The organism is Sphingobacterium sp. InxBP1 (assembly GCF_026191775.1).
In the GTDB taxonomy this organism is placed as follows: domain Bacteria; phylum Bacteroidota; class Bacteroidia; order Sphingobacteriales; family Sphingobacteriaceae; genus Sphingobacterium; species Sphingobacterium thalpophilum.
In genome coordinates, this window is record NZ_JAINDX010000047.1 from 203765 (window position 1) to 229997 (window position 26233).

The 26233-nt window shown below is 43.3% G+C and carries 25 protein-coding genes and 1 other RNA gene; 6 read left to right on the forward strand and 20 right to left on the reverse strand.

Features of this window, described 5'->3' with window-relative positions; translation table 11 throughout:
• Positions 1 to 109 precede the first annotated feature (109 nt).
• Together K7A41_RS16510 and K7A41_RS16515 are read right to left on the reverse strand one after the other, a co-directional pair.
• Complete coding sequence (locus K7A41_RS16510; RefSeq protein ID WP_265714565.1) at positions 110 to 1378, reverse strand: carboxypeptidase-like regulatory domain-containing protein; 1269 nt, start codon at positions 1376 to 1378, stop codon at positions 110 to 112.
• Positions 1365 to 1919: an RNA polymerase sigma factor gene (locus K7A41_RS16515; protein WP_028070452.1), complete on the reverse strand. Its 555-nt coding sequence runs from the start codon at positions 1917 to 1919 to the stop codon at positions 1365 to 1367. Before K7A41_RS16515 ends, K7A41_RS16510 begins: the two co-directional genes overlap by 14 nt.
• 104 nt (positions 1920 to 2023) lie before the next feature.
• On the opposite strand from K7A41_RS16515, the gene K7A41_RS16520 reads away from it, so the two are divergent.
• Positions 2024 to 3874, forward strand: a complete 1851-nt coding sequence (locus K7A41_RS16520; RefSeq protein ID WP_037533652.1) for a vWA domain-containing protein — start codon at positions 2024 to 2026, stop codon at positions 3872 to 3874.
• Between the two features lie 286 nt (positions 3875 to 4160).
• Entirely contained in the window at positions 4161 to 4571 is a 411-nt protein-coding gene (locus K7A41_RS16525; RefSeq protein ID WP_138096810.1) for a hypothetical protein, read from the forward strand.
• A 122-nt stretch (positions 4572 to 4693) separates the two neighbouring features.
• Here the strand turns inward: K7A41_RS16525 and pstB are convergent, their stop codons facing one another.
• The 5 genes from pstB to K7A41_RS16550 form a co-directional block, all read right to left on the reverse strand.
• Positions 4694 to 5440, reverse strand: a complete 747-nt coding sequence (gene pstB, locus K7A41_RS16530; protein ID WP_028070449.1) for a phosphate ABC transporter ATP-binding protein PstB — start codon at positions 5438 to 5440, stop codon at positions 4694 to 4696.
• The gene (pstA, locus tag K7A41_RS16535; protein WP_232048686.1) at positions 5430 to 6254 is read right to left on the reverse strand and encodes a phosphate ABC transporter permease PstA; all 825 of its coding nucleotides are present in this window, start codon (positions 6252 to 6254) and stop codon (positions 5430 to 5432) included. Before pstA ends, pstB begins: the two co-directional genes overlap by 11 nt.
• 22 nt (positions 6255 to 6276) lie before the next feature.
• Positions 6277 to 7167, reverse strand: coding sequence for a phosphate ABC transporter permease subunit PstC (gene pstC, locus K7A41_RS16540; RefSeq protein WP_028070447.1), 891 nt, complete (start codon positions 7165 to 7167; stop codon positions 6277 to 6279).
• Positions 7168 to 7173: 6 nt separating this feature from the next.
• A complete protein-coding gene (locus tag K7A41_RS16545; RefSeq protein ID WP_037533688.1) occupies positions 7174 to 8025 on the reverse strand; it encodes a substrate-binding domain-containing protein in 852 nt (283 codons plus the stop codon).
• Between the two features lie 157 nt (positions 8026 to 8182).
• On the reverse strand, positions 8183 to 8836 hold the full coding sequence (locus tag K7A41_RS16550; RefSeq protein ID WP_265714566.1) for a hypothetical protein: 654 nt from the start codon (positions 8834 to 8836) through the stop codon (positions 8183 to 8185).
• A gap of 116 nt (positions 8837 to 8952) precedes the next feature.
• Between K7A41_RS16550 and K7A41_RS16555 the strand changes: the two genes are divergently transcribed.
• Positions 8953 to 10179, forward strand: coding sequence for a hypothetical protein (locus K7A41_RS16555; protein ID WP_265714567.1), 1227 nt, complete (start codon positions 8953 to 8955; stop codon positions 10177 to 10179).
• A 131-nt stretch (positions 10180 to 10310) separates the two neighbouring features.
• On the opposite strand, the gene K7A41_RS16560 is transcribed toward K7A41_RS16555, so the two are convergent.
• The 3 genes from K7A41_RS16560 to K7A41_RS16570 form a co-directional block, all read right to left on the reverse strand.
• Complete coding sequence (locus K7A41_RS16560; protein ID WP_028070443.1) at positions 10311 to 10811, reverse strand: hypothetical protein; 501 nt, start codon at positions 10809 to 10811, stop codon at positions 10311 to 10313.
• Positions 10812 to 10962: 151 nt separating this feature from the next.
• The gene (locus tag K7A41_RS16565) at positions 10963 to 11436 is read right to left on the reverse strand and encodes a helix-turn-helix domain-containing protein (RefSeq protein WP_028070442.1); all 474 of its coding nucleotides are present in this window, start codon (positions 11434 to 11436) and stop codon (positions 10963 to 10965) included.
• Between the two features lie 375 nt (positions 11437 to 11811).
• Positions 11812 to 11994: a hypothetical protein gene (locus tag K7A41_RS16570; protein ID WP_028070441.1), complete on the reverse strand. Its 183-nt coding sequence runs from the start codon at positions 11992 to 11994 to the stop codon at positions 11812 to 11814.
• A gap of 261 nt (positions 11995 to 12255) precedes the next feature.
• On the opposite strand from K7A41_RS16570, the gene K7A41_RS16575 reads away from it, so the two are divergent.
• Together K7A41_RS16575 and K7A41_RS16580 are read left to right on the forward strand one after the other, a co-directional pair.
• Positions 12256 to 13140, forward strand: a complete 885-nt coding sequence (locus tag K7A41_RS16575; RefSeq protein WP_265714568.1) for a sugar phosphate isomerase/epimerase family protein — start codon at positions 12256 to 12258, stop codon at positions 13138 to 13140.
• A gap of 118 nt (positions 13141 to 13258) precedes the next feature.
• On the forward strand, positions 13259 to 14077 hold the full coding sequence (locus tag K7A41_RS16580; protein WP_028070439.1) for a universal stress protein: 819 nt from the start codon (positions 13259 to 13261) through the stop codon (positions 14075 to 14077).
• Between the two features lie 47 nt (positions 14078 to 14124).
• Here K7A41_RS16580 and K7A41_RS16585 read toward each other — a convergent pair whose 3' ends face one another.
• The 6 genes from K7A41_RS16585 to K7A41_RS16610 form a co-directional block, all read right to left on the reverse strand.
• Positions 14125 to 14451 carry a hypothetical protein gene (locus tag K7A41_RS16585; protein WP_265714569.1) on the reverse strand — a complete coding sequence of 109 codons (327 nt, stop codon included), beginning with the start codon at positions 14449 to 14451 and terminating at the stop codon, positions 14125 to 14127.
• Between the two features lie 13 nt (positions 14452 to 14464).
• Positions 14465 to 14968: a GNAT family N-acetyltransferase gene (locus tag K7A41_RS16590; protein WP_028070438.1), complete on the reverse strand. Its 504-nt coding sequence runs from the start codon at positions 14966 to 14968 to the stop codon at positions 14465 to 14467.
• A 228-nt stretch (positions 14969 to 15196) separates the two neighbouring features.
• Positions 15197 to 16348 (reverse strand): Gfo/Idh/MocA family protein, encoded by a 1152-nt coding sequence (locus K7A41_RS16595; protein WP_265714570.1) that lies wholly within the window; start codon positions 16346 to 16348, stop codon positions 15197 to 15199.
• Between the two features lie 20 nt (positions 16349 to 16368).
• Positions 16369 to 17430, reverse strand: coding sequence for a sugar phosphate isomerase/epimerase family protein (locus K7A41_RS16600; RefSeq protein ID WP_265714571.1), 1062 nt, complete (start codon positions 17428 to 17430; stop codon positions 16369 to 16371).
• 22 nt (positions 17431 to 17452) lie between these two features.
• Positions 17453 to 18025, reverse strand: coding sequence for a gluconate 2-dehydrogenase subunit 3 family protein (locus K7A41_RS16605; protein ID WP_265714572.1), 573 nt, complete (start codon positions 18023 to 18025; stop codon positions 17453 to 17455).
• 4 nt (positions 18026 to 18029) lie between these two features.
• Positions 18030 to 19709 carry a GMC oxidoreductase gene (locus K7A41_RS16610; RefSeq protein ID WP_265714573.1) on the reverse strand — a complete coding sequence of 560 codons (1680 nt, stop codon included), beginning with the start codon at positions 19707 to 19709 and terminating at the stop codon, positions 18030 to 18032.
• A 233-nt stretch (positions 19710 to 19942) separates the two neighbouring features.
• Here K7A41_RS16610 and K7A41_RS16615 point away from each other — a divergent pair, with 233 nt between their 5' ends.
• The gene (locus K7A41_RS16615) at positions 19943 to 20791 is read left to right on the forward strand and encodes an AraC family transcriptional regulator (RefSeq protein WP_265714574.1); all 849 of its coding nucleotides are present in this window, start codon (positions 19943 to 19945) and stop codon (positions 20789 to 20791) included.
• A gap of 573 nt (positions 20792 to 21364) precedes the next feature.
• Here the strand turns inward: K7A41_RS16615 and K7A41_RS16620 are convergent.
• From K7A41_RS16620 to K7A41_RS16635, 4 genes are all read right to left on the reverse strand, one after another.
• Complete coding sequence (locus tag K7A41_RS16620; protein WP_028072413.1) at positions 21365 to 21823, reverse strand: hypothetical protein; 459 nt, start codon at positions 21821 to 21823, stop codon at positions 21365 to 21367.
• 245 nt (positions 21824 to 22068) lie between these two features.
• Positions 22069 to 22436, reverse strand: a transfer-messenger RNA (tmRNA) gene (gene ssrA, locus K7A41_RS16625).
• Positions 22437 to 22573: 137 nt separating this feature from the next.
• On the reverse strand, positions 22574 to 24604 hold the full coding sequence (locus K7A41_RS16630) for a M3 family metallopeptidase (RefSeq protein WP_265714575.1): 2031 nt from the start codon (positions 24602 to 24604) through the stop codon (positions 22574 to 22576).
• A 327-nt stretch (positions 24605 to 24931) separates the two neighbouring features.
• A complete protein-coding gene (locus tag K7A41_RS16635; RefSeq protein ID WP_232048687.1) occupies positions 24932 to 26137 on the reverse strand; it encodes a pyridoxal phosphate-dependent aminotransferase in 1206 nt (401 codons plus the stop codon).
• Positions 26138 to 26233 lie beyond the last annotated feature (96 nt).

The following is a 26233-nucleotide window of genomic DNA, read 5'->3' on the forward strand; positions in this document are numbered from 1 at the left end:
TATGGTTAAGTATTATAGTGCTAATGTATGAAATAATTTTAAATGGAAATGATAATTAAGCTGCTATTTTTTGAGATTTTCGTTTTGACAGATTGTCATTTGTATCATGTCAGTCGTAACTAAATTCGAAGGTGACCGTTACGTATCGATTGTCTTCAACTTTCCATTTGGGCCCCGAGAGCAGAATTTCTGAAGCCTTGCCATTCAGATATTCGTTGGCACCCTGTAAAATATTGATATTCGTCGGAACTCCATCCTTATCAATATAGAAGCTCAGACGTACAGTTCCTTCATACCGGCTATTGGCGGTTTTTTTCTTGACATAGCGATTAAATGCTTTCCAGCCCCACACCGGTTCTGCAGCTTTGGTTTTTCGTGAAGACATCGTGGTGACGACGACTTCTTCCAATGCACCGTTCGAGGGCTGTAGTTTCACGTTTAAATTTTTAGTTCGTCGCATATTGAGTGCAACCGTATTATAACCTAAGGCCATAATATCTACTAGGGAATCAATTGAACTTGGTTGTATAGTAGCCTTGCCCTGAGCATCTGTATTTGTGGCTATCTTGCTATTGGGTTGTATAATGGTTACTCCCGATATGGGTAGTCCAGTCTCTTTATCTTTGACGGTAACCTGAAAAGGCGATCCTGAGCCCTGCACCGTAGCTCCGTTTACACCCGCAACCTGACTTGCCAGAGCATTGCCATAGCCTCTGATCATTATCCGTTCGCTGTTTGTCGTTGGGCTCTTTTTTGCCTGTGCAGCATAACCGGTAATCATCGCCGTATCGGCCGGCTTCAGGCTCAGTACGGGGCGTCCCGACAGCGTATGGCTATCTCTTTTTTCGGACGGGGCGGTCGGCGAGGATCGTTTGTTGAGCGCGAGGCGCTTGTCGTCTACCTCATATTGGCGAGGAGTAGACGTTGTGTTGCTTTCTTGGGGCCGTGTAGCTTCAGTCTGTTGTGTCTTGCCGCCTGTCGGAGAGGCGGATGGCGAATCGTTTGGTATGGGGGATCCTTGCTCATGAGCAGCGGAGGAAATGTTGGCCGTCCGTTGGGAATCGGCCGGATTTTTCTTGTGTTGAACGTATAGAATACCGGCACCCAGAATAGCGACAACACTGGCGGCAACGGCTAATCGCTTCCAGTCGAACACAGTCGTCTTTTTATTTTTTTGGGAGGCAGCAGTACGTTCTAGGATACGGAGTCTAAGATCGGAGAGGTCGGGTTGTCCCGGAGCTATTTCCATACCCATAAGAATATCTGCCAGCATTGGGTCACGCTGAGCTTCGCGCTCGACAGCATACATCTCTTTTGGAGAAAGTTCGCCGTTGAGGTATTTCCTTAAGTATGCTATGTCGTAATTACTGTTGCTCATTCCATGCCTCCATGCAGTTTCTTAAATTTCGTTTCCCATTCTGGATGTAGCTTTTGACCTCATTCAAGCTATATCCTGTCGTGTCACTGATCTCTTTGTAACATTTTTCTTCGAGAAAAAAGAGCCTGACCGACTGTTGCTGCCGCTCGGGAAGCTTTTCCAGACAACTTTCCATCGCTGCCAGCTGCAACTCTTTTTCGTCCTGCTCCTCATACTGATGCAGCGCTTCGGGAAATTTCACAAACTCATCCAGAGAAATCTGGGATTTATTTTTTTGTGACCGTAAATACATTAAGCAGTGATTTTTGCTCAGTACATAAAGCCATCTCGGAAAGTCTTTGATTTCTTGTTTGTTAACTTTATATATGAGTTCTTCAAAGATATTCATCACGGCGTCCTTACTTCGTTCGGGATCCTGGAAATAACGTAAGCAAACATAATATACCATTTCGGTATGTCGCTGATAGAGCTCGCCCAATACCTGGAGATCTGCTGTTTCCTGATATTGATGCAAGAGATCCTGCTCTCGCGTTGAATCCATTTTTGACGACCTGAATGCAAACATTATTTTGTTAAAAATATTTTTTTTTTCTGGTTTATGGAAATTTAATATTTGCTGCATCCCTTGTCCAAAAACGGAATATTATGAGAACAATACTTTTTTTAATGACAGTCCTGATGTCTTTCGGGAGCTATGCGAGTCAAGGATATCGTGTAAAGGGTAGAGTAACCGATGGGCAGTCTGGACGAGGTCTGAGCGGCGCTACCGTGACGAACTTGCAGACCAAAGAAAGCAAGGTGACCGATCGTGAGGGGAATTATCAGATCCATGTGGCCACGGGTAAAGATGTTCTGGAATTTCGCGCCCTTGGCTATCTCACACGACGGGTTTCGGTAAATGGAAAATCAAAAGTAGATGCGGTTATGGCCGCTGACCTGCATACCTTGGAGGAGGTGGTAGTGTTGGGGTACGGTACGGCGGTTAAAACGAATAGTAGCCCTGTGATGGCGCTAAGCGCAAAACAGACTTACTTTGGGGGAAGTGGAATATTCATCCGTGGACAGCAGTCCTCTCAGGAGTCCTACCAAAAAATTAAAGAGAACAAATTTATCAATCCGTTGAAGGAACCGCTATCCACCTTTGCTGCTGATGTGGATGCGGCGTCTTATAGCAATGTGCGTCGGTTTATAAATTCAGGTAGTCTCCCCGAAAAGGATGCTGTGCGAGTCGAAGAAATGATCAATTATTTTCAGTATCGGGTAGCCGGACCTAAAAATGGTGAACCGGTAAACATCCTGACCGAATTGAGTAAAGCACCATGGAACAGCACCCATCAGCTGATGCGCGTAACACTTAAAGCGAAGGATATCCCAACCGATCAGCTGAAGGCTTCCAATCTGGTTTTTTTGATTGATGTGTCTGGATCCATGATGGGACCGGGGCGGTTGCCCCTGGTAAAGTCCTCACTGAAAATGCTGGTGGATCAACTGCGTGATATTGACCGGGTGGCGATCGTAACCTATGCTGGTTCGGCGGGCGTAAAGCTGGAAAGTACGGCCGGTAGTCAGAAAATGAAAATTAAAACAGCGATTGATGAACTGGAAGCCGGAGGAAGTACAGCGGGCGCGGCTGGAATTAAGAAAGCTTACGAAATAGCCAGACAAAATTTTATACAAGGGGGCAACAATAGGATTATCCTGGCCAGTGACGGGGATTTTAATGTCGGCCAGAGCAGCGATGAATCTATGGAAGAACTTATTAGCAGCGAGAGCAAGTCTGGTGTTTTTCTGACTGTGCTAGGTTATGGCATGGGGAACCTGAAAGATAGCAAAATGGAAATCCTTGCTGATAAGGGGCATGGCAACTATGCCTATATTGATAATATTTCCGAAGCACGCAAAGCGATGGTCACTGAATTTGGCGGTACACTGTTCACGGTAGCGAAGGATGTTAAAATCCAGGTCGAATTTAATCCGAGTTATGTACAGGCCTACCGTCTGGTGGGGTATGAAAACCGGTTGCTGGAAGCCGAAGATTTTAACAACGATCAAAAGATGGGTGGCGATATGGGCGTGGGGCATATGGTGACTGCCTTGTACGAGATTGTTCCTGTCGGGGTGTCTTCGGCCATAGCAGGTAACGTGGATCCGTTGAAGTACCAAGCGGAACAAAAGGCAAGTGTGGGAAAAATGAATGGTGAACTGGCGACAGTGAAGTTCCGCTACAAAGAACCTGAAGGCAGCAAGAGCAAACTGCAGCAGAAGACCGTTGAGGCGAAAGCTGTTGAGATCGAAAAGGCCAGCGAAGACCTTCGATTTGCGAGTGCAGTTGCAGAATTGGGCATGCTGCTCAGGGATTCTGATTTCAAGCAAAGAGCTAGCTTTGAAAGCTTGATCGCCCGGGCTAAAGCTGCAAAAGGATCCGATGAGGAGGGTTACCGGGCCGAGTTTATACGGCTTGCTGAAAATGCCAGGGATCTGTTGAAATCGAATTAGTCGGACCTTGCACAGCTGAGCTGGTTCCCGCAATAAGTTTCCAAACGACGGTCGCCAATGATCGTCGTTTGGACGTTTAATACTTGTGTCTTGCAGGGACGGCAATAAAAATTCGCTCCTGCTCAGGATGGGATGCATTGTGCTGACCTCAATATTTGCCATTGGTCCGCTTTTTGATGGCAGGCCAGTAGGAAAATCCTAAATAAATAGATATTTTTATTGGGATAATTGCCTGTGCAGATAAGCATTGGCAAATCCACCGGACGATGAACAAATCTTCTTTCGAATGAAAAAAATCCTTTTATACTGTTGTTTTTTTCTGGGAATAAGCACAGCCTTACAAGGGCAACATGCCGCGCTCAACAAACAGCAGACCCTAGCTTACATCAATAAGCTATACAAACTTGCTTACCGTTATAAAGATACAAAGGTAGATACCGTGACAGTTGACGGTAAAACGTTGACTGTCTTTTTATCTACTGGCCAGCATTTTCGTAGTGATATTTCAAAATCTGAACCGCTCCTTGTTGCCCGTGTAAAGGCAGGTTATCAAATCCGTTATCGATCGGCACCTGTTACTGAGGAGATACTATGGGCCATTCAGACGGAGGATGACGCGAAGCGTTTAAAAAATGCCGTGGAACATCTGACCTTTCTATTAAAAAGGGAGAAAAAAAATGATCCTTTTGGAACCTAAGTTCTGTCATTGCCTGATAATTCTAGGGAGTTTCAAGGATGTCCGACAAGGAAGGGCCTTGTCGAACATAAGAGAAAGCAGTAGGCAGGCACATCGGAAGTGTGCTACGGATTGCTGCGGTGTTAACCAAAGTGCCCACTGATATAATTACGGGTGGTCTCGTGCTGCGGATGGTTAAAGATCTGGTCAGTATCGCCCTGTTCAATAATCTCGCCCAGGTACATAAATACGGTTTTGTCGGCGACACGCTGAGCTTGCTGCATATTATGGGTAACGATGACAATTGTGTAATCCTTTTTGAGATGGTGTATCAATTCCTCAATCTTAAGGGTACTTACAGGATCCAGTGCAGAACAAGGTTCATCCATCAGAATAATTTCGGGCCGCAGCGCTACTGTACGTGCGATGCAGAGCCTTTGTTGCTGCCCGCCCGAGAGGCGTGTGGCCGGTTTTTTCAGATCGTCTTTAACTTCTTCCCAGATATACGCTTCTTGCAAAGCCTTCTGGACGGTGGTTTTGTCTGCAGTAAGATTATTGATCTTCAATCCATAGGTAATATTTTCATAAATACTCTTGGGAAAAGGGTTTGCTTTCTGGAAGACCATGCCGACACGCTTTCGAAGGTCCGTTACTTCGATCTCTTTTCGATAGATGTCTTGTCCATCCAGTTTGATACGGCCCTCGATTTTGGCTTCTGGATATAGATCATGCATGCGGTTGAAGCTTCGTAACAGCGTACTTTTGCCACAACCTGAAGGGCCGATCAATGCGGTAACCTTATTTTCCTCAAATTCGATATTAATATCTTTTAACACCTGTTTGTTCCCAAACCAAAGGTTGAGATGTTCAGCGACCAATTTACTTTTCATTATTTCTAAACTTATACCGAATATAGAAAGCTGTTAAATTCATGAGGAAGACGACGATAATAAGGACCAATGCCGTTCCATAGGCTATTGGTCTGACCTCCTCGATCGACTGATGCTGTGTAGACAGCATATATAGGTGATAGGGGAGTGCCATAAATTCCTGACTGAGACTGCCAAAGGAATTGGTGATATAAAATGCGGCTCCAGTAAATAATATTGGGGCGGTTTCGCCGGCAGCCCTGGAAAGTGTCAGTACTATCCCCGTCAGGATACCGGGCAGTGCGGCGGGGAGCACCACATCTTTAATCGACTCAAACTTCGTCGCGCCCACAGCCAATGCCGCTTCTCGCATACTTCGGGGGATACGAAGCAGGGCTTCTTCGGTTGTGGTAATAATATATGGCAGTGATAGCAGGCCGAGCGTCAGTCCTGCAGCTAAAATAGAAGTCCCTAGGCTGAGCGCCTGAACAAATAAGGCCAGACCAAACAGTCCATATATGATTGAAGGGACGCCTGAAAGGTTGCGGATGGAAGCTCGTATGGTACGCGTGAGCCATGTATTCTCTGCATATTCGTTCAGATAAATCGCACAGCAAACTCCGAAAGGGATAGAAAATAGTGCAGTGATCAGGGTTAAAAATACCGTTCCGATCATCGGTGTGAGTATACCGCCCTGGGTCATGCCGTTGGTCGGCAGTTTAGTGACAAAATCCCAGGAGAGTATGGCCGAGCCTTTGCTGAAAATGTCATATAAAATGACGCATAGGAAGAAGCAAACCAGTCCGGTGGATAGCAGGAGTGTACTCCACTCCATGATAAAACCTATTTTTCTGAATTTATGCCGCATGATATTTCCTAAAACGGTTGATAAAATACTCGCCAATCAGATTGGCTACCAAGGTCATAAAAAAAAGGACAATGGCAATGGCAAACAGGGCATAGTAATGTGTGGTCTGGTAGGGTACTTCACCCATTTCTATTGCAATGGTCGCTGTTATGGTTTTGACGGAGTCGAAGAAGCCCTTTGGAAAAACTGCAGCATTGCCTGTGGCCATTAATACGGTCATCGTCTCACCTATTGCTCTGCCCAGCCCCAGCATGATTGCTGCGATAATCCCCGGTGCGGCGGCTGGAATGGTAATCTTGCGAAGTGTCTGCCACCGGGAAGCTCCAAGACCGTAACTAGCCTCGCGGTATGTCTGTGGCACAGCATGGATGGCATCTTCTGAGATGGTGATAATAGTGGGAAGTGCCATGATCGCCAATAAGATGGCTCCGTTGAGTGCGTTCAGACCGTTGGGTAAATTGTTGAAATCCGCAATCCCAGGTCCGACAAGTACGATTCCTAGAAAGCCAATCACTACAGAGGGAATGGCAGCAAGCATCTCGATGGCGGGTTTTAAAATATTTTTTAGCTTTGGAGTGGCATATTCGGAAATAAATGCAGCGGTTCCCACTCCCAGTGGAACGGCCAGCAACATGGCTCCGAAAGACACAATCGAGGTGCTGACAATTAAAGGTAAAATCCCATAGACGGGTTCAGCTGCTGTTGGATTCCACTGGCTTCCAGTAATAAAATCCAATGGTGACACATCCAGAAAGAAGGCTATGGCATTATAGAGCAGCATAAAGAAAATACCGCCCAATAACAGGAGTACCAAGTAACCGGTGGACTTGAATACGATTCTGGCGATCTTGTCGATGGCTATTCTTTTTTTGTACTGCATGGTAACTTATTGTATAAGGTAATACCCCGAATTTTCGATGATCTGAGTTCCTTCTCCCTGTGTTTCAAACTGAATGAAATGCTGTACTTTAGCCCAGGATTTTTCGGGAATAAACTGATAAAGTGGCCGCTGAAAGAAATAGACTCTGTTTTTAATGGCGGCGGGATCCAGTGGCGACACAGCTGGCTGTGCTGCATCATGTTTGATTTTTAGTACTTTAATACCTTGATTGTCCTGTATCTTTTTTGAAATATACCCAGCTCCTACATAGCCGATGCCTGACTTGTCAATCTTGATAGCTTCGAGAATCTGTGCGTTTCCGGTCATCTCCTTAGCCCTTTGACTATAAGCGATCTTTAATTTTTTGCGGATAAACGAGTAGGTTCCTGAACTGCTTTGCCGACCATAGATGGTGATCGGCATGGCTGATCCCGAAATGGACTCCCAGTTTTCCTCTGCTCCGCTCATGATTTTGGCTAAGGTATGGATGTCGATTTCGTCTATGGGATTGTCGCTATGTACGACAAATGCGGTGGCATCTTCAGCAAATACTACGGTTTTTAGGTAGATATTTTTCTTTTTGAATAAAGACTGCTCTTCTTCCGTCAGCGGGCGAGAGGAGTTGGCGATATCGGCCTGCCCATTCAGCAAAGAAGTAATCCCCAGTCCTGATCCGCCTCCAGAGATGGCCATGCTGAAAGTAGGGTCGGTTTTATTGTATGCCTCGGCCAGATTGACAGCGAGATTTACTTCAGTATCCGATCCTTTCATTTTGATCGTATGATCGTTATTGCCGCAGCAACAGAACAAAACAGCGGAGCATAAAGCTATAGTCGGAACAAAACGATTAGAAGCCATGTTATTCATTCTTACTAAGTTAAACACGGAAAGAATGATTTTGTGTTAAGCTGATATTATCTTATTGTGAATTAACATTTAAGCGGATATGCTTTTTTTCCTGCTCGAGGCTTTCAAAATTTTGTGGGCGCTGTATGCCTTATATATTGTGGGAGGCTTAATGTTTAATCACAACAAGGCCGGAAAAATCACCGTCAGAACCATTTCCAGTCCAAAATCCAACCTTGCCTTTTCCGTTTGACATAAGCGATTTTACGCTGAGAATTGGCTGGGGATATGAATTGATAAATACTGCTATCGTTTGCTGGCCAATTATTAATTTGACATGAAACCATTCGTTGGGATCTACCGTGGAAGGTACAGATGCCTCATATTTTTGGGGATAAGTTTCCCTGAGGTAGGGCCAGTCGTTATCGGGGAGGGCAATATATTGTACTGCATGCATTTTTCTGATGGGGTCTTTCGATCTAAAGTTAAATGGACGGAAATATATTGCTTGATAAGTATTGTCGTCCAGGCCATGAAATGCTACCCCCACGAAGCTCTGTTGTACTATATCCTTTCCTTTGACATCGAATTCTATTATTCCGTTTTCGAAAGTAAGACCCTCGATCCAGGCTATTCCCGCGTCGGGTTTGCCTTTGATCCGAATGATCGGGTTACCCCGATACTGTTCGTGGAGAATTTCGAAAGCCCGGTTGTATGGTTTAATCTGTTTGGGGGCTAAAGCGGGTGTTATGGTGTCCTGACCAAATACCAATAATGTAGGGAGGAAAAAGAGTACGCTGCTAATGATTTTAATGCTATTCATAAATTATGATATTATTATTTCGATTGATAAAGAATCTGATCCGAAAATATTATGTTTGAAACGGATGATATGTTCAGCACCTGTTCAAATAAGTTCAAATTTTATTCAAGTTTTAAATGTTTGATAGACAAGATGATATAACCGTGATCAAAAAGCTGATTGAAAACAAACTCCATTGGGGAGATAGTGATCAATGGCAGGCAAGAGATTTTGAAAATTTAAGTGAGCAGATTTTTAATGAGACAAAGACTGTGTTGAGTCCCAGTACATTAAAAAGGATATGGGGAAAAGTGCATTACAAAAGCTCTCCGAACCTAAGTACTCTCGATACTTTGGCGAAGTTTATCGGATATAGCAGCTGGCGTTCATTCTGCGGTTCCAATTCTGGAATGCAACAAGCTTCTGAACCGCGCCTAAAAGTGAATAAAAAGCTGATATACATCCTTGTCAGTTTGTTGCTGATAACAGCGTTATCCGCAGGAAGCGTTATATACCTATCTTTTTCCAAAAAGTTGTCTTTCGACACGATTGCCTTCAGTAGTAAAACCATCGCTGTGGGCGTACCCAATACGGTCATGTTTAAGTACGATGCTAGCCGATCCAATGCTGATTCTGTTTTTATTCAGCAGAGCTGGGACCCCAAACGTCGGGCACGAGTAGACAAGGGAGGACATGAATACGGAAGTATTTACTATATGCCGGGGTATTATCGTGCAAAACTAATACTGAATGATTCTATAGTGAAGGAACATGATGTCTTTATAGAGTCGAATGGTTGGTTGGGAGTATTGATGAAACAGCCTATTCCCACTTATTTGCCGTCGGGTTTACTACATCGGGGCGACATGATCGGAGTGGGGCCCGACGATTTAAAGCTGGATACAGCAGATCTCAGTCTCAATATACCGGAATTTGTTTTGACCAATGTCAGTAAGCAACTCATGATAAACAGCGAAAACTTCCGGTATGAAATGGATATTCAGCATACGTTAAATCATTCAAACGCTCCATGTAAGCAAACCCGTGTCATGATTCTTGGGACTGAAGGAGTAATTAGTATCCCTTTAGCCCTTGCAGGTTGTGTTGCGAATCTCAAATTGAGAGTCGGCGAACAATTATTTGAAGGGCATTCACATGATTTATCGAAATTTGGGGTGGATTTTTCCAATGTGGTTAACCTCCGTTGTCTTGTCCATGCGAGAAGGATTGAAATCCAATTTGATCATCAAACGGTCTATTCGGGTCCCTTTATAAGGGGAATAGGTAAAATCGTTGGAACAAGAATTGTTTTTGATGGAACGGGGAAAGTAAGTAATTTTAGCTTGGGACAAAATATGGGATAGTCTGTCGTGCGGTATAATTGGCACTGACGTTTATAGCGTCTAGATTCTTCAGCGTTCCGTCTGTGCAAAAAAAAACAGGTCCGTAAGGGCCTGTGGTACCTATTTTTGTATAGGTTCTGTCCGCTGTTTAACTAGATGCAAAGCAGGAGTAAGATGAAAATAGGTAAGAAGGCAATCATTGAATAGAGAAGTACGGCACGCCGCTGGAGGTAAAGGCAGATTGAAAGCAACATTTCGCTGTTGTCCATGCTTTCTATCGTGCCGCTATCGCCTAACACACCTGGTTTTACTTCGATAACCTGACCATTTGCATCTTCTATTTTCCAGCTCGACATCCATATACCTTTCGCACTCCAAAAATATTTTTTACCGATTAAGCTAATCGTAGCATTGCCTGTCCAAGGACTGTATTCAATATCAGCCACCAAGTAACCATGCTTATCTCGGATTTCGGTGTAAGGGTTGAAGAATCCCTTATTTTTGAAGTTATACTGATTGGACTGTATCGTAGCTCGTGCATCCAAATTCCAGTTACTTGATTCGAGTGAGCCGATAACATTCTCGTTGGCATACAATTTAAATTTAGTTCCCAATAGGTTAGTTTTCCAGTTGTAAATAGATTTCGTTTTCATAACTGTTTATATGTTGATTTTCTGGATTAGTATAAGTAAGGTAGCCGTTGTTACAGTTTATACAAAAATAATTCAGATTACCGGCACGGTGAACAATGCGTTCTACTCGAAGGACACTTCAGCCGTCTGGGAGGGGATCGTGTTTTGAGGGTTAGGTTCTTTTTCTATAAAATTTAAAGTTACCTCGTTGTTCTGATTCGAGTGCGCCCTTTTCGCAATAAGCGGTAAGCTGAACGGAGAACTTATTGCTGTGAACACTGTCTATATCCAGTTCTTTCAATACCTCAGAAACCCGTTTGGGCTTATCGAAAAAGTCGGAATCATAGATGAGTTTGTCTAACTTTTTGTTGATGGTAATGCGCTCCTGAACATCGGGCGGCAATGAATAGGGGGCTCCGAACTTAATATCTTCCTGAAAAAATGTCTTGGGTTGAATCTGAAGGCTGCTACATAAAAGGAGAAAATTGCTCAACGTGAGGTCTTTGCCCCTTTCTATCCCATTAAGAGTACCTACTGAAATACCGGTCAGATTGGAAACATCCCGTATAGAATAATAGAGTTCATTGCGTCTGGCGCGAAATCGCAGACCAATTGACGCTAGTTTTTGTTTGTCGTTGTCCGTCATACAACGAATTGAGTGACAATTTGCGCAAAAATATGTCTATAATTTTGTTTTAAAAATTGCTTATATGAGAATTTATTTTTATTTTCGGGTGAGATGTCAGTAAACCCGTTTATCGAGTTGTTGACAATATCTAGCGTATTATGCACTTTGTAATTTCAACCCTATATCACCTGTCCGATAGGTTTGTTATTGGACCATCATGAAAAACATATAGACAGCCAACTGCGCAGCCCGCATACCCGCAAAAGAAGTCGTGTCAGCGGGCTGCACTAGGCACCCGGCCAAACTGTCTATTCCTGGATGGTCAGACAAACTTGGACTGGCGCACCAGACATAGGTCTACTACAATATGGCTGCAATATGCATTTTAATACGTTAATGATCGCTCATGAAATAATAAATCAAGTAAAATACAATCAGTACACAAACAGCTATAATGATTGTACGCTTAATATTGCGTCCTGCTGGAGCATCATCTTTTTCTTCTGTCGCCACCTCAGGTAATTTCTCATCCTGCTTCTCGTGGCTATATTCGGGATTTTTAAATTGTTCTTCCATTTTTCTTAGTGTTGTTCGTTGACAATAGAACAGTTTTGTTTATGAAATCGTTTACAAACTGGGGAATTGCTGTGTAATAATGTATCGGTTGGTCCGTTTAAAACTTGGAATGTGAATAAATAAAATGGCAAAGCATTGTGTTTTTTCCAGTATTTGTATACATTGCACTTCACATAAACACGAACAAACCTAAACAGCCCGTAAACGTATGTTTACCATCGCTTTCGTGTTGGATAGGTCTTTACTGAAAAATAAAAACATATGAAGAGGAGAACCCTTATTGGTACATTGCTGGCCGGCTGTATGCTTTTGGCTGTCAATCCAACTTTTGCACAGAAGGCAGCAAAAAAGGAAATTGGTCTACAGTTGTATTCTGTACGTGAGGAGATTGCAAAAAATCCTAATTTTGATCAGATTTTGCAAAAGATAGCAGCGCTTGGTTATACCGGTGTGGAAGCTGCTGGCTATAAAGATGGGAAGCTGTATAATTTAAGTCCGGAAGAATTTAAAGCTAAAGTTGAAAAAGCGGGGATGAAGGTCTTGTCTTCACATGCAACGAAAACATTATCAGCACAGGAGCTGGCTTCAGGTGATTTTTCAGAATCTCTAAAATGGTGGGACGAGTGTATCGCCACCCACAAAGCTGCTGGTATGAAATATATCGTGACGCCATGGATGGAGGTACCCAAAACACTTAAGGATCTGGAGACCCAGTGCCGTTATCTGGATGCGGTAGGCGCAAAGTGCCGTGAGCAGGGAATTTTATATGGCTATCACAATCACGCGCATGAGTTCAAGAAAGTAGAAGACCAAGTCATGTACGATTACATGCTGGAACATACCAACCCAGAAAATGTATTTTTTGAGATGGATGTATATTGGGCTGTGATTGGTGATGTTAGTCCGGTTGACTACTTCAATAAATACTCAGGAAGATTTAAAGCTTTGCATATTAAAGATCATCGTGAGATCGGTCAGAGCGGTATGGTAGGATTTGATGCTATTTTTAACAACGTGCAGACTGCTGGACTAAAGTATCTTTTCGTTGAGCTGGAAGAAACAAACAACGACATTTACACGGGCCTGGAACAAAGTATTGATTACTTGAAAAAAGCACCTTTTGTAAAAAACAGTTATTCAAAATAAATCGGGAATCGGGAGAAAATTGACGATGCTGAGACAATTGTCCAGTTATAAATTTATTATTTTTCGTTAACTTGAATGGTGTAAAGAAAGATTTTTAAATCGTATAATTTCACACCAGATGAAACGGATAATTGTTGCTACAGATTATGCTGCAGAGGCTGAACATGCCTTGAATTTTATATTGGAGGTCTTTGATGGGAAGGAATATGAGCTCGTCTTATTTTCGCTTCAGAACCCTTCCATTCATGCCATGAACGCACGTCTTTCTCCCGACACCTTGTTCAAGATGTTTGAACATCAGAATAAAATCTTACAGCGCAAAGCAGAAGCAGTGACGGCGCAGCATGGAATTACCACTATTCCGTATTTAGCGACGGGATTGTTTTATGACCAGATTACCAAGTGTATTCAGGAAACTAACGCTGATTTGTTGGTCATGGGAATGGCCAAACGCTCATTTGACCAGGATATGCTGGGCAATACGACTACCGCTGCAATCAGTAAACTGAAGATTCCGATTCTTTCGGTGCCGCTGGGGGCTGAATTTACCGGATTAAAACATATCCTCTTCGCCTGTGATATCGTGCGTGGTGTACAGAAAGAAATCCTCGAAAAAGTGAAGAACTTTGCTGCAGAGTTTGACGCCACATTGGAGGTTCTCAATATCCGCAAGACCGTTGAGCAATTAAATGAAGAAAAAGGTAAGGAAACCCGTGAAGCAATCAATAACGTCATGGGTATAGTCAGCTATTATTATAAAAATGTTACCTCCAATGAAGTCGTTAAAGCTATTCGCGATGAAGTTAAAGTAAGTCATACCGACCTGCTGGTGATGATTCCTTATAAATACGGTTTCTGGAGCTCCCTTACCCACCGCAGCAAAACACGGATGATGGCGTCTGGCCTTGATGTGCCGTTACTCACCATATCCATATAGGGACTGTTTCGTACGGGGTAGACAGCAGCCTCTTGTGACGTGTCTATTTAATTGACCGGCATATCGAATGTCCTATACGTGATTTGCATTTTGTCCAATTTATTGTTGTTAAAACACAACCGTACATCTGTATTCTTAGGATTTGCCTGCTCTGTATCTTCATTAAAGGAAAATGCCCATTCTGTGTATTTTTCCATGATAGGATCATACAATTTGTGCAGCGGTTTATCCGATAGGCTGAAGCTAAACGAAGCGAAATCTTGTGACTGATAGAGTTGCTTTATTTTCGTATGGGTGGTGGCGGCATCATCCCCGATCCGGACACCAAGAAGACAAATTCTGCCGTAGATTTTGTTGATGTTCAGCGTTGGCACCGAGCTCTACTTGTCAATTCACCCGTTTGCCTAGAATCTTCAAACTCCGTTCCTGCTCATCCAAGATAGCAATATTAGGTAGGTGAGCCCATTCCTGAAATCCCATTTTCTTAAACAGTGCGATACTGGGTACATTGTGCGCAAAGATAAACCCCAAAAGGGTGTGGACTCCGAAGGCCGGTGCACGGTCAATACAGTGTTGGAGTATTTGGCGGCCCAATCCTTTACCGCGATAGTGTTCGTCGATATAGATACTGATTTCTACAGTTGCATCGTACGCAGGACGGCCGTAAAAAGACTGAAAACTAGCCCATCCAAGGATATGACCAGTTTCGTCCTCAACCATCCAGAGAGGGCGCTTTGAAGGGTTGTGGTCGTCAAACCATTTTTGTCTGCTAGCCACAGAAACTGGACTTGTATCCGCGGTGACCATTCTCGATGCAATAGTCGTATTGTAAATAGCGACAATACGGGGTAAATCTTCTTGTAATGCGTCACGAAATATTAGTGAACTCATGTATGTATTCTGGAATTATGTTCAAAAATATCAGTTTTTGGGCGATAGTTGGCATGGTCTGCAAAAGTTTTTCACTTTTGCAAATTGTCGTAATAGTCCATTCGACAGCCCTGAAATGCATCGTACAAGTATGAGCTCTTTTCTTTCGATCGATAGAAGGCCGTTATATTAAGCTATTACGAGCCAGGAGTAGCCTTACTATCGATCGTATCTATTGGCGTCAGTGATTTACATCATCGTCCATTTCTGATCGGATTGTCCTGAAGCGATTACGGTTTCGATAAATTTCATGCCGCGCATTCCATCATTTACGGTAGGAAAATCCAATATAGCTTCAGATGGTTGAACACCATTTAATTTCGCCCGTATTGTCGATGCAAAATTTTTGTAGATATTAGCAAACGCTTCTATATAGCCTTCTGGATGTCCGGCCGGCAAGCGGGTATTGTGCTGAGCCATGGGGCAGAGGTAGGACTGGCCTGCACGGTATGTTTGTGCTGGTTCATTTAGCCATTTCAGTAGGAGCGTATTCGGATCCTGCTGGTTCCATTCCAATCCGGCTTTTTCGCCATAGACCCTTATTTTTAACGCATTTTCTTCCCCTGCGGCTACCTGCGAAGCTGACAGTACGCCTGTCGCACCATTTTCAAATCCCAGCAGAACATTGCCGTCATCTTCTAGCCGTCTTCCTTCCACGACGATACGGAGATCGGCACATACCTTTGTGATTTTTATACCTGAGATATACTCAGCCAAGTGGGCTGCATGGGTGCCGATGTCACCCATGCAGCTACTGAGGCCGCCTCTTTCGGGGTCTGTTCTCCAGGCGGCAAGAGCAGATTTTTCTTCGATTAGGGTACTGAGCCAGCCCTGCGGATATTCGACCATAATTTTACGGATATGGCCCAGTTTGCCGTCTTGGACCAGTTGGCGTGCCTGTTTTACCATAGGATATGCCGAGTAAGTATAGGTAACGCCCAGAAGTAAGCCAGTCTCGTTGACTTTTTTTTGCAATAATTCGGCTTCTTTTACTGAAAACGTCATAGGTTTTTCCAGTATAACGTGGAATCCATGTTCCAGGGCAAGCATTGCCGGCTCAAAATGAGCTACATTTGGCGTCACAATACTCACAAAATGCATTCGTTCGTCAGCTGGCAACTCACTTTCATGTACCATCATTTCCTGAAAATTTGAATAGATCCTATGCTGTGGAAGCGAAAGGAGTTCTCCAGATTCTTTCGCTTTGACCGGATCAGAACTCAAAGCACCGCAGCATAGTTCGATCTGCCCGTCCATACTTGCGGCCATGCGATGTACAGTGCCAATAAATGCATTCTTACCTCCACCCACCATTCCCATTCGAAGTTTTCTAATTTCCATAATAGCTGTGTTTAAAACTGTTATTCTTCTGCTATTCCTATCAATTTTTTGTTTAGCTCACTGTCGCCATCGGATCCGGCAAAATTGTCGAATGCCCGGTCGCCCACCCGGATAATGTAGTCCTTTATATAGGCGGCCCCTTCCCGAGCTCCGTCTTCGGAGTTCTTAAAAGCACATTCCCACTCCAGCACTGCCCAACCCTGAAAGTTGTATTGGGTCAATTTGGTAAAAATAGCTTTGAAATTTACCTGCCCATCACCTATAGAACGAAAACGCCCTGCTCGGGCCTGCCAATCCTGATATCCTCCATATACACCCTGACGGCCAGATGGATTAAATTCGGCGTCTTTCACATGGAACATTTTAATCCGTTCGTGGTATAGATCTATAAACTGCAGATAATCGAGACATTGCAGAACAAAATGTGAAGGATCATACAGAATATTTGCGCGCTTATGAAAGTTCACTTTTTCCAGGAATAGCTCGAAAGTAACTCCATCATGTAGATCCTCTCCGGGATGAAGTTCATAGCAGAGGTCCACGTCATACTCTTCGCAGGCATCCAATATAGGCAGCCAGCGCTTGGCGAGCTCATCAAATCCCGTTTGGGTCAGATTTTGTGGACGTTGTGGCCAAGGATATACATAAGGCCATAGAAAAGCACCGCTAAACGTTGCCAAGGCCTTTAACCCTAGATTATGGCTGGCTTTGATCGCGTAGTGCAGTTGCTGTACAGCCCATTGTTGACGTTCATTAGGTTTGCCATGCAGTTGCTGTGGTGCGAAGCCGTCAAATAAACTGTCAAAAGAAGGATTGACAGCGATCAGTTGTCCCTGTAAATGGGTTGATAATTCGGTAATCTCCAGGCCATGGGAGCGTACGGTGTCCTGAAGCCGCTGTACGTATTCCAGATCTTCGGCAGCTTTTTGAAGGTTTATCAATCTGCTGTCCCAAGTGGGAATCTGAATTCCTTTGTAACCGATGGAAGCAGCCCATTCACATATACTTTCCAAGGTATTAAACGGTGCTTCCGTACCTACAAATTGTGCTAAAAAAATAGCTGGTCCTTTAATTGTTGTCATTGGTTTTCGTTTTTATTGATGTTTAAGCCCATGCGCGATCGCCTTTTTTATAAGGCACATCCCCTTCATATCGGCCAGGTGCCTGGTTGTACCGCAATGCTTGTTTGGCGCCAATTTCGGAGGAGAAATAACCCAATAGTGTCAATTGTTTAAACATCGTGTAATAATGATTGGGCAATTCTTGCTTTTGGGACATATATTCTTTTGCCTCTTGATCGATGGAAGTCAATAATGCGAGCCTTTGCTCAGGTGTTGCCTTCACGAACGGGAAATTGTGCATTTTTTTACACGCGGTATCTAACTTGTCTATCCCCTCGAGGAAGACCTCCTGATCGGCCACTTCGTAGCAGTCGCGGACGATGACCGTCATAAAGGCGCCGACTTTGGCTGCTTTAGCTCCCGGACTTTTTTGCGTCGTCGGAAGTATAGTATCTGCTACTTCATCCAGAAATGCCAGCTGTTCGGGAGTAAAGGTGAGTTGTTCCTTTAGCTTCCGTACTCTGCCGCCGCTACAACCCGTCAAAAAAGCGTGGCCTCCAATCACTGCTCCGCCAGTGAGTAGGGTTATCATTTTTAAAAGTGTTCTTCTTTCCATTGACCTAGATATTATTTTTCTTGAGCTCATTGACGGCGTGATCTACAGCTCTCGCTGTCAGTGCCATATAAGTTAACGACGGATTTTGGCAACCCGAAGAGGTCATACAGGCACCGTCGGTGACAAATACATTGGGGCAGTCCCATACTTGATTCCATTTGTTGAGCACCGACGTTTTGGGGTCCAATCCCATTCTTGCAGTTCCCATTTCATGAATACCATGTCCCATGGCATGTCCGCTGTCCCAGGTCTTAACGTTTTTTATCCCTGCGACGGTAAGCATGGCTTTCATTTCTTCCTGCATATCTTTCCGCATATTCAGCTCATTCTCCTTAAGCTCTGCATCCATTGCTAATACAGGTAATCCCCATTTGTCTTTTCGGTCTTTATCCAATGAGATTTTATTCTCGTGGTAGGGGAGTATTTCTCCAAAAGCTGTCGCTCCGATGGTCCACTGGCCGGGCTCTGTAAGGGCATCTTTAAAATCGCCACCAATATTTAGTTCGGCAATATCTCTACGCCAGCCTTCGCGGTTAGCTGATCCCTGGTACCCAAAGCCACGTAGATAGTCTCTTTTGTCGTCGCCAATATTGACAAATCGAGGAATATAAAATCCGTTCGCTCTTTTGCCAAATATGTACCTATCTTCATAACCCTCCACGTCGCCAGAAGCACCGATGTTGTAATGATGGTCCATCACATTATGCCCAAGCTCGCCGCTGCTACTGCCCAAACCTTCCGGCCAGATGTCCGTTGCTGAATTAAACAGAATCCAGGTGCTGTTGAGCGAAGAGGCACATAGGAAAACTACTTTGCTCTTAAATATATAAGTTTGATTGGTCTCGGTGTCGAGGATCTCGACACCACTCGATTTTTTGGTGTTTTTGTCATAGAGCACCTGGGTGACCAACGAATAAGGTCGAATAGTCAAGTTACCGGTTTTCATTGCAGCAGGCAAGGTGGAGGATTGGGTGCTAAAATAGCCCCCAAAAGGGCAACCTTCCCAGCATCGGTTTCTAAATTGACATTTGGACCGTCCTGGAATCAGTGCTGTTAAATTCGCTGTTCTTCCAATGATCAGACGCCGCTGCTCCCCGTATACGTGTTTTATTCGTTTGGCTACCTCTTTTTCTACACAATTTAATTCCATGGGGGGTAAGAAGTGTCCGTCTGGAAGATGCGCAATATTTTCGATTGACCCACTGATTCCTGCAAACTTTTCTACATAGTCATACCAGGGGGCAACGTCATTATAGTCAATAGGCCAAGGAACAGCTATTCCATCCCGTTCATTGGCTTCAAAGTCCATCTGGCTGAACCGGTAGGACTGCCGTCCCCATAAGGTCGAGCGTCCCCCCATACGGTAGCTGCGCCACCAGGTGAAGGGCTTCAGTTCGGTATAAGGACAGTCCTCTTCATTTACCCAGCCATCCATGACGGCTTCTGACGCAGCCCAGCCACGATGAATGACTGGATATTTTCTTTTTTGTTCGACTGTTGTATATCCGCGGTGCGGCAAATCCCATGGTTCTCGTAGGGCGGATTTATAATCTTTGATATGCTCGTAAGGACCACCACGTTCCAGCATCAAGACTTTTAAGCCCTTTTCACAAAGCTCTTTTGCTGCCCATCCGCCGCTGATCCCAGAGCCCACCACAATGGCATCATACGTGTTTGTTTCCATACCTGGTCATTATTGAAATTGTATCCATAATTTAGTTTTAGGTTTATCGCACCCAATGCTCCCTGGGTAGCGTTTAAACGAGGTTCCCTTTATCGTAGCTTAAATTTACAGCATAGTTATAGGTCTATTCAACTGCTATTTGAGTAAAAAAATATGCTATCTTGTCGTTTGTTGCGTTTATTGTTGTATATTATGTGTTTAGATAGCAGATGTCTGCTACAACTTTTTTTGAGATGAAAACGCTAATTCAGAAAATACATGTCGAAGAACATTGTTCATTTGCCTGCCGGAGGTATAGTACGCCCAATTTTGAAACGGCGTGGCATAGGCATCCGGAGTGTGAATTGATCGTCATGACAGAGGGGAATGGCACTGCGCTCATTGGCGACTATATCGGAGATTACCAGAAAGGAGACGTATTTTTTCTTGGTTCGAATCTGCCACATTGGTTCCGGAAATCTAGACATGACGCCGTTGGAAGCGCTATTGTTGTTCATTTTTTAAAAGATTTCTGGGGCGCAGATTTATTGGCTTTGCCGGAGATGCATACAATAGCCACATTGGTCAAAAACGACAATGTGGGGATTAGACTTCATGGACAGCTAGCACAGGAAATCAGCCGATTGGTTAGACGAATAGAAAATGCCGAAGGTGTCGCTCGCCTCATGCAATTGCTAAAGTGTCTGGAAAGGATTGGCTCATCCGAGGAGCAGGAGGTGATTACTATGGTGTTTGACACGTTTTCAGGAAGAGAGGAAAACGGTCTTATAGAGGCAATAATAGACTATTCTTTTAAAAATTTTCTCAATCCAATATCACTCGAAAATGTCGCTTCAAGCACTAACATGTCTGTTTCTGCATTTTGCCGCTTCTTCAAAAAAAATATTAAAAAAAGTTACTTTGATTTTATCAAAGAGCTCCGGATTGGTCACGCTTGCAAATTATTGCGGGAGACAGATCGACCTATTCTTGATATTTGCTATAATAGTGGATATAATAGCTGGGCTCATTTTAGCAAACAATTTAAAGTGGTGACAAAGGTGTCACCGCTAAAGTATCGAAAGCAGTTTCGTGGGCAGTAGCTTACGGATTGCTGTTTCGATACGGGATTTTGTATTGACACGGGATTTTGTATTTAAATTAGATTCTTTCAACAAATTGTATCAAACAAATTCGTATCAAATTCGCACCATGTTCGGATGCTTGGCAGACAACAGCCAAACTAGAGCCAGACCTCGACCAGACCCCAAGCAGTAAATGTCTGGTCGGAGACTGATCTATAGCCGTTTAAGTATCGCTCAGCAACGCGAACATTCCGAAAAAGATCCGAAGACAATCCGATATTTATTACCCCTTCAATTAAGGTTAGGAAAATGATGCCCTATCGTGATTGTTGAAAATTTAATCCAAATGGCCATTTGGAATATAATCCAGAGAACTTGTTGATCTTATATAATGTTGGATGGTATAGTCTCCGTTTCCACTAGTAATGGTGGCATATCCGGACATGTTTATACGGGATTCCATTTCATTGTGGTCAACAACAAAATTGAACGTTTGTTCATCTTTTACAGTCAAATAGAATTAGAAGAGTAAGACATATCCCTATCTTTTTGATTGGACTGATTGTTATGTGATTCATTCTGGATGCAAAGTTATTTTTGCAATATCCAAACCTGATTTTTGTCATCATATTGGGCAGGGACGTCATTTTGATGAATATCAATTAATTTAAAATCGCTACATGGGATGCTTCCGTCAATTTTAGCAGAGTATGTGATTTTGTCTTTTATACCTGTTTTTAACTCAATATAAAACGTGCCGTTTTCTACTTTTTCTAAATTTACAGCAAGGAACTTAGCATTTTTGTTTATCGTAAACATCAGTGGTACAGGTTGGTCATCAGGTCTTGTTTTATATATTTTAATAGACTCAGGCGGGTATACCGGAGTGTCAGCAAATATTAGGTCCTTTCCATCGTTATCAAGATATTTTATATTAGCGATCAAAGGAACGTAAATTTCTGGACAGGCAATAATTCCGTCATTATCCTTGCATGATCCAACACTGAGCAGGATAATCGGCAGTATAAAAAGCTTTACGTATTTTTTCACAGCTAGTTTTATTGGTTGCTTATAGAACGTGTTCCACGGTGCTTTCGCTACATACTACGTGTTGTGAAGCGAGACACATAGAAATACAAATTTAAAAAATGGTGTTCGTTGACATTTTTGCTATCAAAACGGCATCTATCGAAGCCCCTCTATTATGTTTTTTTTTTTTTTTTTCTTTGTAATGAGTTGAAAATGAGATGAAAGGGGGAGTAAAAAAAACGGGATAATTGAAAAATTATCCCGTTTAGTGGAGCTGGAGGGATTCGAACCCTCGTCCAGTCATGGTACTGTATACGCTTTCTACATGTTTAGCTTCTCTTTGATTGTCGGGAGAGGGAAGGTGAGAAGCTTACCTATACCGGACTCCGTATTTGCTAAATCTCGTCAGTGTTTAGCAACATCACACTGACCAGCTCTATGAATCGATGCCTCTGATGTTAAGCGATAGAGCAAGGCTTAACGAGACAAAAGCTAGTCTTAATTCTAAATTAAGCAGCTAAGGCGTAGTTTTCTTCGCCAGTTATAATTTTGAAAGTTCAGATTAAAGTGCTCTACTAACAACGCACTACATGCTTACATAACCGTCTCCATCCTGTCAAATCCGGTCAACCCCAATTATGTATTACAAAGGTACGATTTTTTAAATTAATCCGCAATATGCGAAGACCAATGTTGTCTCGGTTAGCAGGAAAAGGGGACGACATACCAAGGATATGCCACATGTCGCGGCATATCCTCCGTATTGTATTTTTATTTGATTAGTCCAGCACGTTTAAGCAGTGGCTCCACTGCAGGTTCCTGGCCTCTGAAACGTTTGTAGAGTACCATTGGATGTTCGGTGCCACCTTTTGATAAGATATTGTCCTTAAATTTTCTGGCAATCTCGGTGTTAAAAATGCCGTTTTGCTTGAAATAGTCAAAGGCGTCCGCATCCAACACTTCGGCCCATTTGTAGCTATAATAGCCTGAAGAATATCCACCGTTAAAAATATGGGAGAAGGAGGTGCTCATCGCGTTCTCTTTCACATCAGGATATAATTTTGTGGATTCAAACTGCTTATTTTCAAAAGTTTTTAAATCTGTGATGCCTGTTGGATCTTGTCCATGCCAGCCCATGTCAAGCAGGCCGAAGCTGAGCTGCCGCATCGTTGCCATACCTTCAAGGAAAGAAGCGCTTTCGCGGATCTTTTCCACAAGTTCCATGGGAATCACCTCACCTGTTTCGTAATGTCTGGCAAACAGTTCCAGGGTTTCTTTCTCATAGCACCAATTTTCCATGATCTGACTTGGTAATTCGACGAAATCCCAATATACGGATGTTCCAGAAAGAGTGGGGTAGGTACTGTTTGCCAGCATGCCATGCAGGGCATGGCCGAATTCATGAAATAAGGTAGTAACTTCCTGAAAAGTCAGCAACGATGGCTTTGTGGCGGTCGGGCGCGTGAAATTACAGACGATAGACACATGTGGACGCTCCTGTTTACCATTTTGAATATATTGGGGTTTGAAGGAGGTCATCCAGGCGCCATTACGTTTTCCTTTACGTGGAAAGAAATCTGCATAGAAGATGGCGACGAGTTCACCATCATCTCCAGTGACTTCATAGGTCTGGACCTCGTCATGGTAAGTGTCGATATCACTTACCTGCCTAAAATGGATACCAAACAAACGACGTGCGACCTCGAAGGCACCTTGTAGGACATTTTCAAGCTTAAAGTAAGGTTTTAATTTTTCATCGTCTAGATTAAAACGTTGTTGTTTGAGCTTTTCCGCATAATAGGCTCCATCCCATTTTTCGAGCCGTTCGATGCCATGTAACTCTTGAGCAAATTCGCACAGTTCTTTAAATTCCCGCTGTGCCGCAGGTTTTGCTTTATCGAGGAGGTTATTCAGGAATTCGATGACTTTTGCTGGGCTCTGTGCCATTCGTTCTGCTAGCACAAAATCCGCATGTGTTGCATATCCTAATAGTTTGGCACGTTCGAAACGCAGTCTGACGATTTTTAGAACATTTTCCACGTTGTTGTATGGGTTGTTCTGAAAAGCTTTACGTCCTGCGGCCAAGGTTATTTCTTTGCGTAACTCGCGGTTGTCAGCATATGTGACGAAAGGCAGGTAGCTGGGAAAATCCAGTGTAAAAAGCCAGCCTTCTTTATCGTTGGCTTTGGCTGATGCATGGGCAGCTTCAATAGCTCCCTCTGGCAGGCCGCTCAGGTCTTTCTCGTCGGTAATCAATAGCTCATAAGCATTGGTCTCAGCAAGGACATTCTCGCCAAATTTTAATTTTAAAAGCGCTAGTTCGGAATCGATCTCACGCAGCTTTTCTTTTTGCTCTTCGTTTAAAAGCGCTCCATTGCGAACAAAATCTTTGTATGACTTTTCCAATAACGTCGTCTGTTCGGCCGTCAGCGTCAGCTGCTCTTTTTGATCATAAACAGCCTTGACCCGTTTGAACAGGTCGAAGTTCAATGTAATATCGTTGGCCAATGCGGACAATTTGGGTGCGACATCCTGGGCAATTTTTTCCAGCTCATCGTTGGTTTCTGCCGAGTGCAGATTGAAAAAGATGTTGGATAATCTATCGAGTGTCTGTCCGGCATAGGACATTGCTGCAACCGTATTGTCGAATGTTGCCGGTTCGGGATTGTTAATGATTGCATTGACTTCGTCTTTGGTCATTTGAATAGCTTCGTCAAATGCAGGGATATAATCTTCATTCTTTATTTCAGAAAACGGAGCAGTATCGTGCTTCGTTTTGAACTTTTCTGTTAAAATACTCATAGGAGTAAATGTAATAAATATTTGTCTGAAGCGCTAAAAACAACGTGAATTATGTGTTATGAGCTTGTCAAAAAACTTTAGACCGGCAAACTGAGAAAGCAACAATTGTTATCTATGCTGATTGGATGGATATAGTAATTGGAGACTCTAAGACTTGCTAAGATAGAAGAAGTGCGTTTCTGATCCGAAGAATAAAGAAAAAAATCCTAGAGGTGACGGATTCATAAGCGAAGCTAGACAGGACAGATATTATTATGATCTAGCGGGGATATACAAAAAAATGGATTGTCCAATTGTATGGAGCAACCCATTTTTATGTAGTAGCGTTTACGCTAGTTTGCCTAATGCTTCTTTGATTCTCTTTAATGCCTCGATGAGACTTTCGTCAGACGCAGCATAGGATAAGCGGATATAGTTATCATTGCCAAATGAATCTCCTCCTACGGTAGCGACGTGTCCTACATTTAGCAGGTACAGGGCCAGGTCCGCGGAATTGTTGATGACATTGCCTTGCTGATCTTTTTTGCCAAAGAATGATGAAATCTCAGGGAAGAAGTAGAACGCGCCTTCAGGTAAGTTTGTTCTTACACCGGGGATGTCGCTCAAAAGATCATAAACTAATTGGCGGCGGCGGGCAAATGCTTCTTTCATCTTGTTGACAGTTTCCAATCCCTGCTCGTAAGCAACAATACCTGCACGCTGTGAAATAGAGCAGGTGCCTGAAGTGGTCTGTCCCTGCAATTTATCGTTGGCTGCAGCGATAGTTTTATTTGCAGCGATGTAGCCAAGACGCCATCCAGTCATTGCGAAGGCTTTAGAGAAGCCATTGACGATGATAACGCGGTCTTTGATGCTGTCAAACTGTGCGATAGATTCATGTTTATCGACAAAGTTGATATGTTCGTAAATCTCATCCGATAGAATGAAAACCTGTGGATACTTTTCAAAAACTTTCGCTAACGCCGCCAGCTCATCTTTACTATAAACAGTTCCGGTCGGGTTGTTCGGCGAAGAAAACATAAACAGCTTGGTCTTTGGTGTAATGGCGGCCTCCAACTGCTCTGGTGTAATCTTAAAGTTATTATCAATTTCGGTATTGATAAATACCGACTTACCTTCTGCCAAAACGACCATTTCGGAGTAAGATACCCAATACGGCGTAGGGATAATGACCTCATCACCCGGGTTGATCAAGGTTAAGATGACGTTAGACAAGGACTGCTTTGCACCTGTTGAAACAACAATCTGCGATATGTCATAATCTAGGTTGTTTTCGGTCTTCAGTTTATTTACAATTGCCTGGCGCAATTCAGGGTAACCCGGAACTGGAGAGTAGCGCGTCCAGTTTTCGTCCAAGGCCTTCTTTGCGGCATCCTTTACATGTTCAGGCGTATTAAAGTCAGGTTCACCTACGCTAAGGCTAATAACATTTACGCCTTTCGCTGCTAATTCGCGGCCCAACTTGGTCATTTTAAGTGTGGCCGATTCGGACAAATTATTTATCCTGTCTGATAAGTATGATGATGTGCTCATGGTAAGACAAAGATATTATATACGTTGCAAATAATCTTCTTTATTTTTGAAAATTTACAAAGAAAAGCCGTGTTTTTATTGGGGCTTTGCTAACAA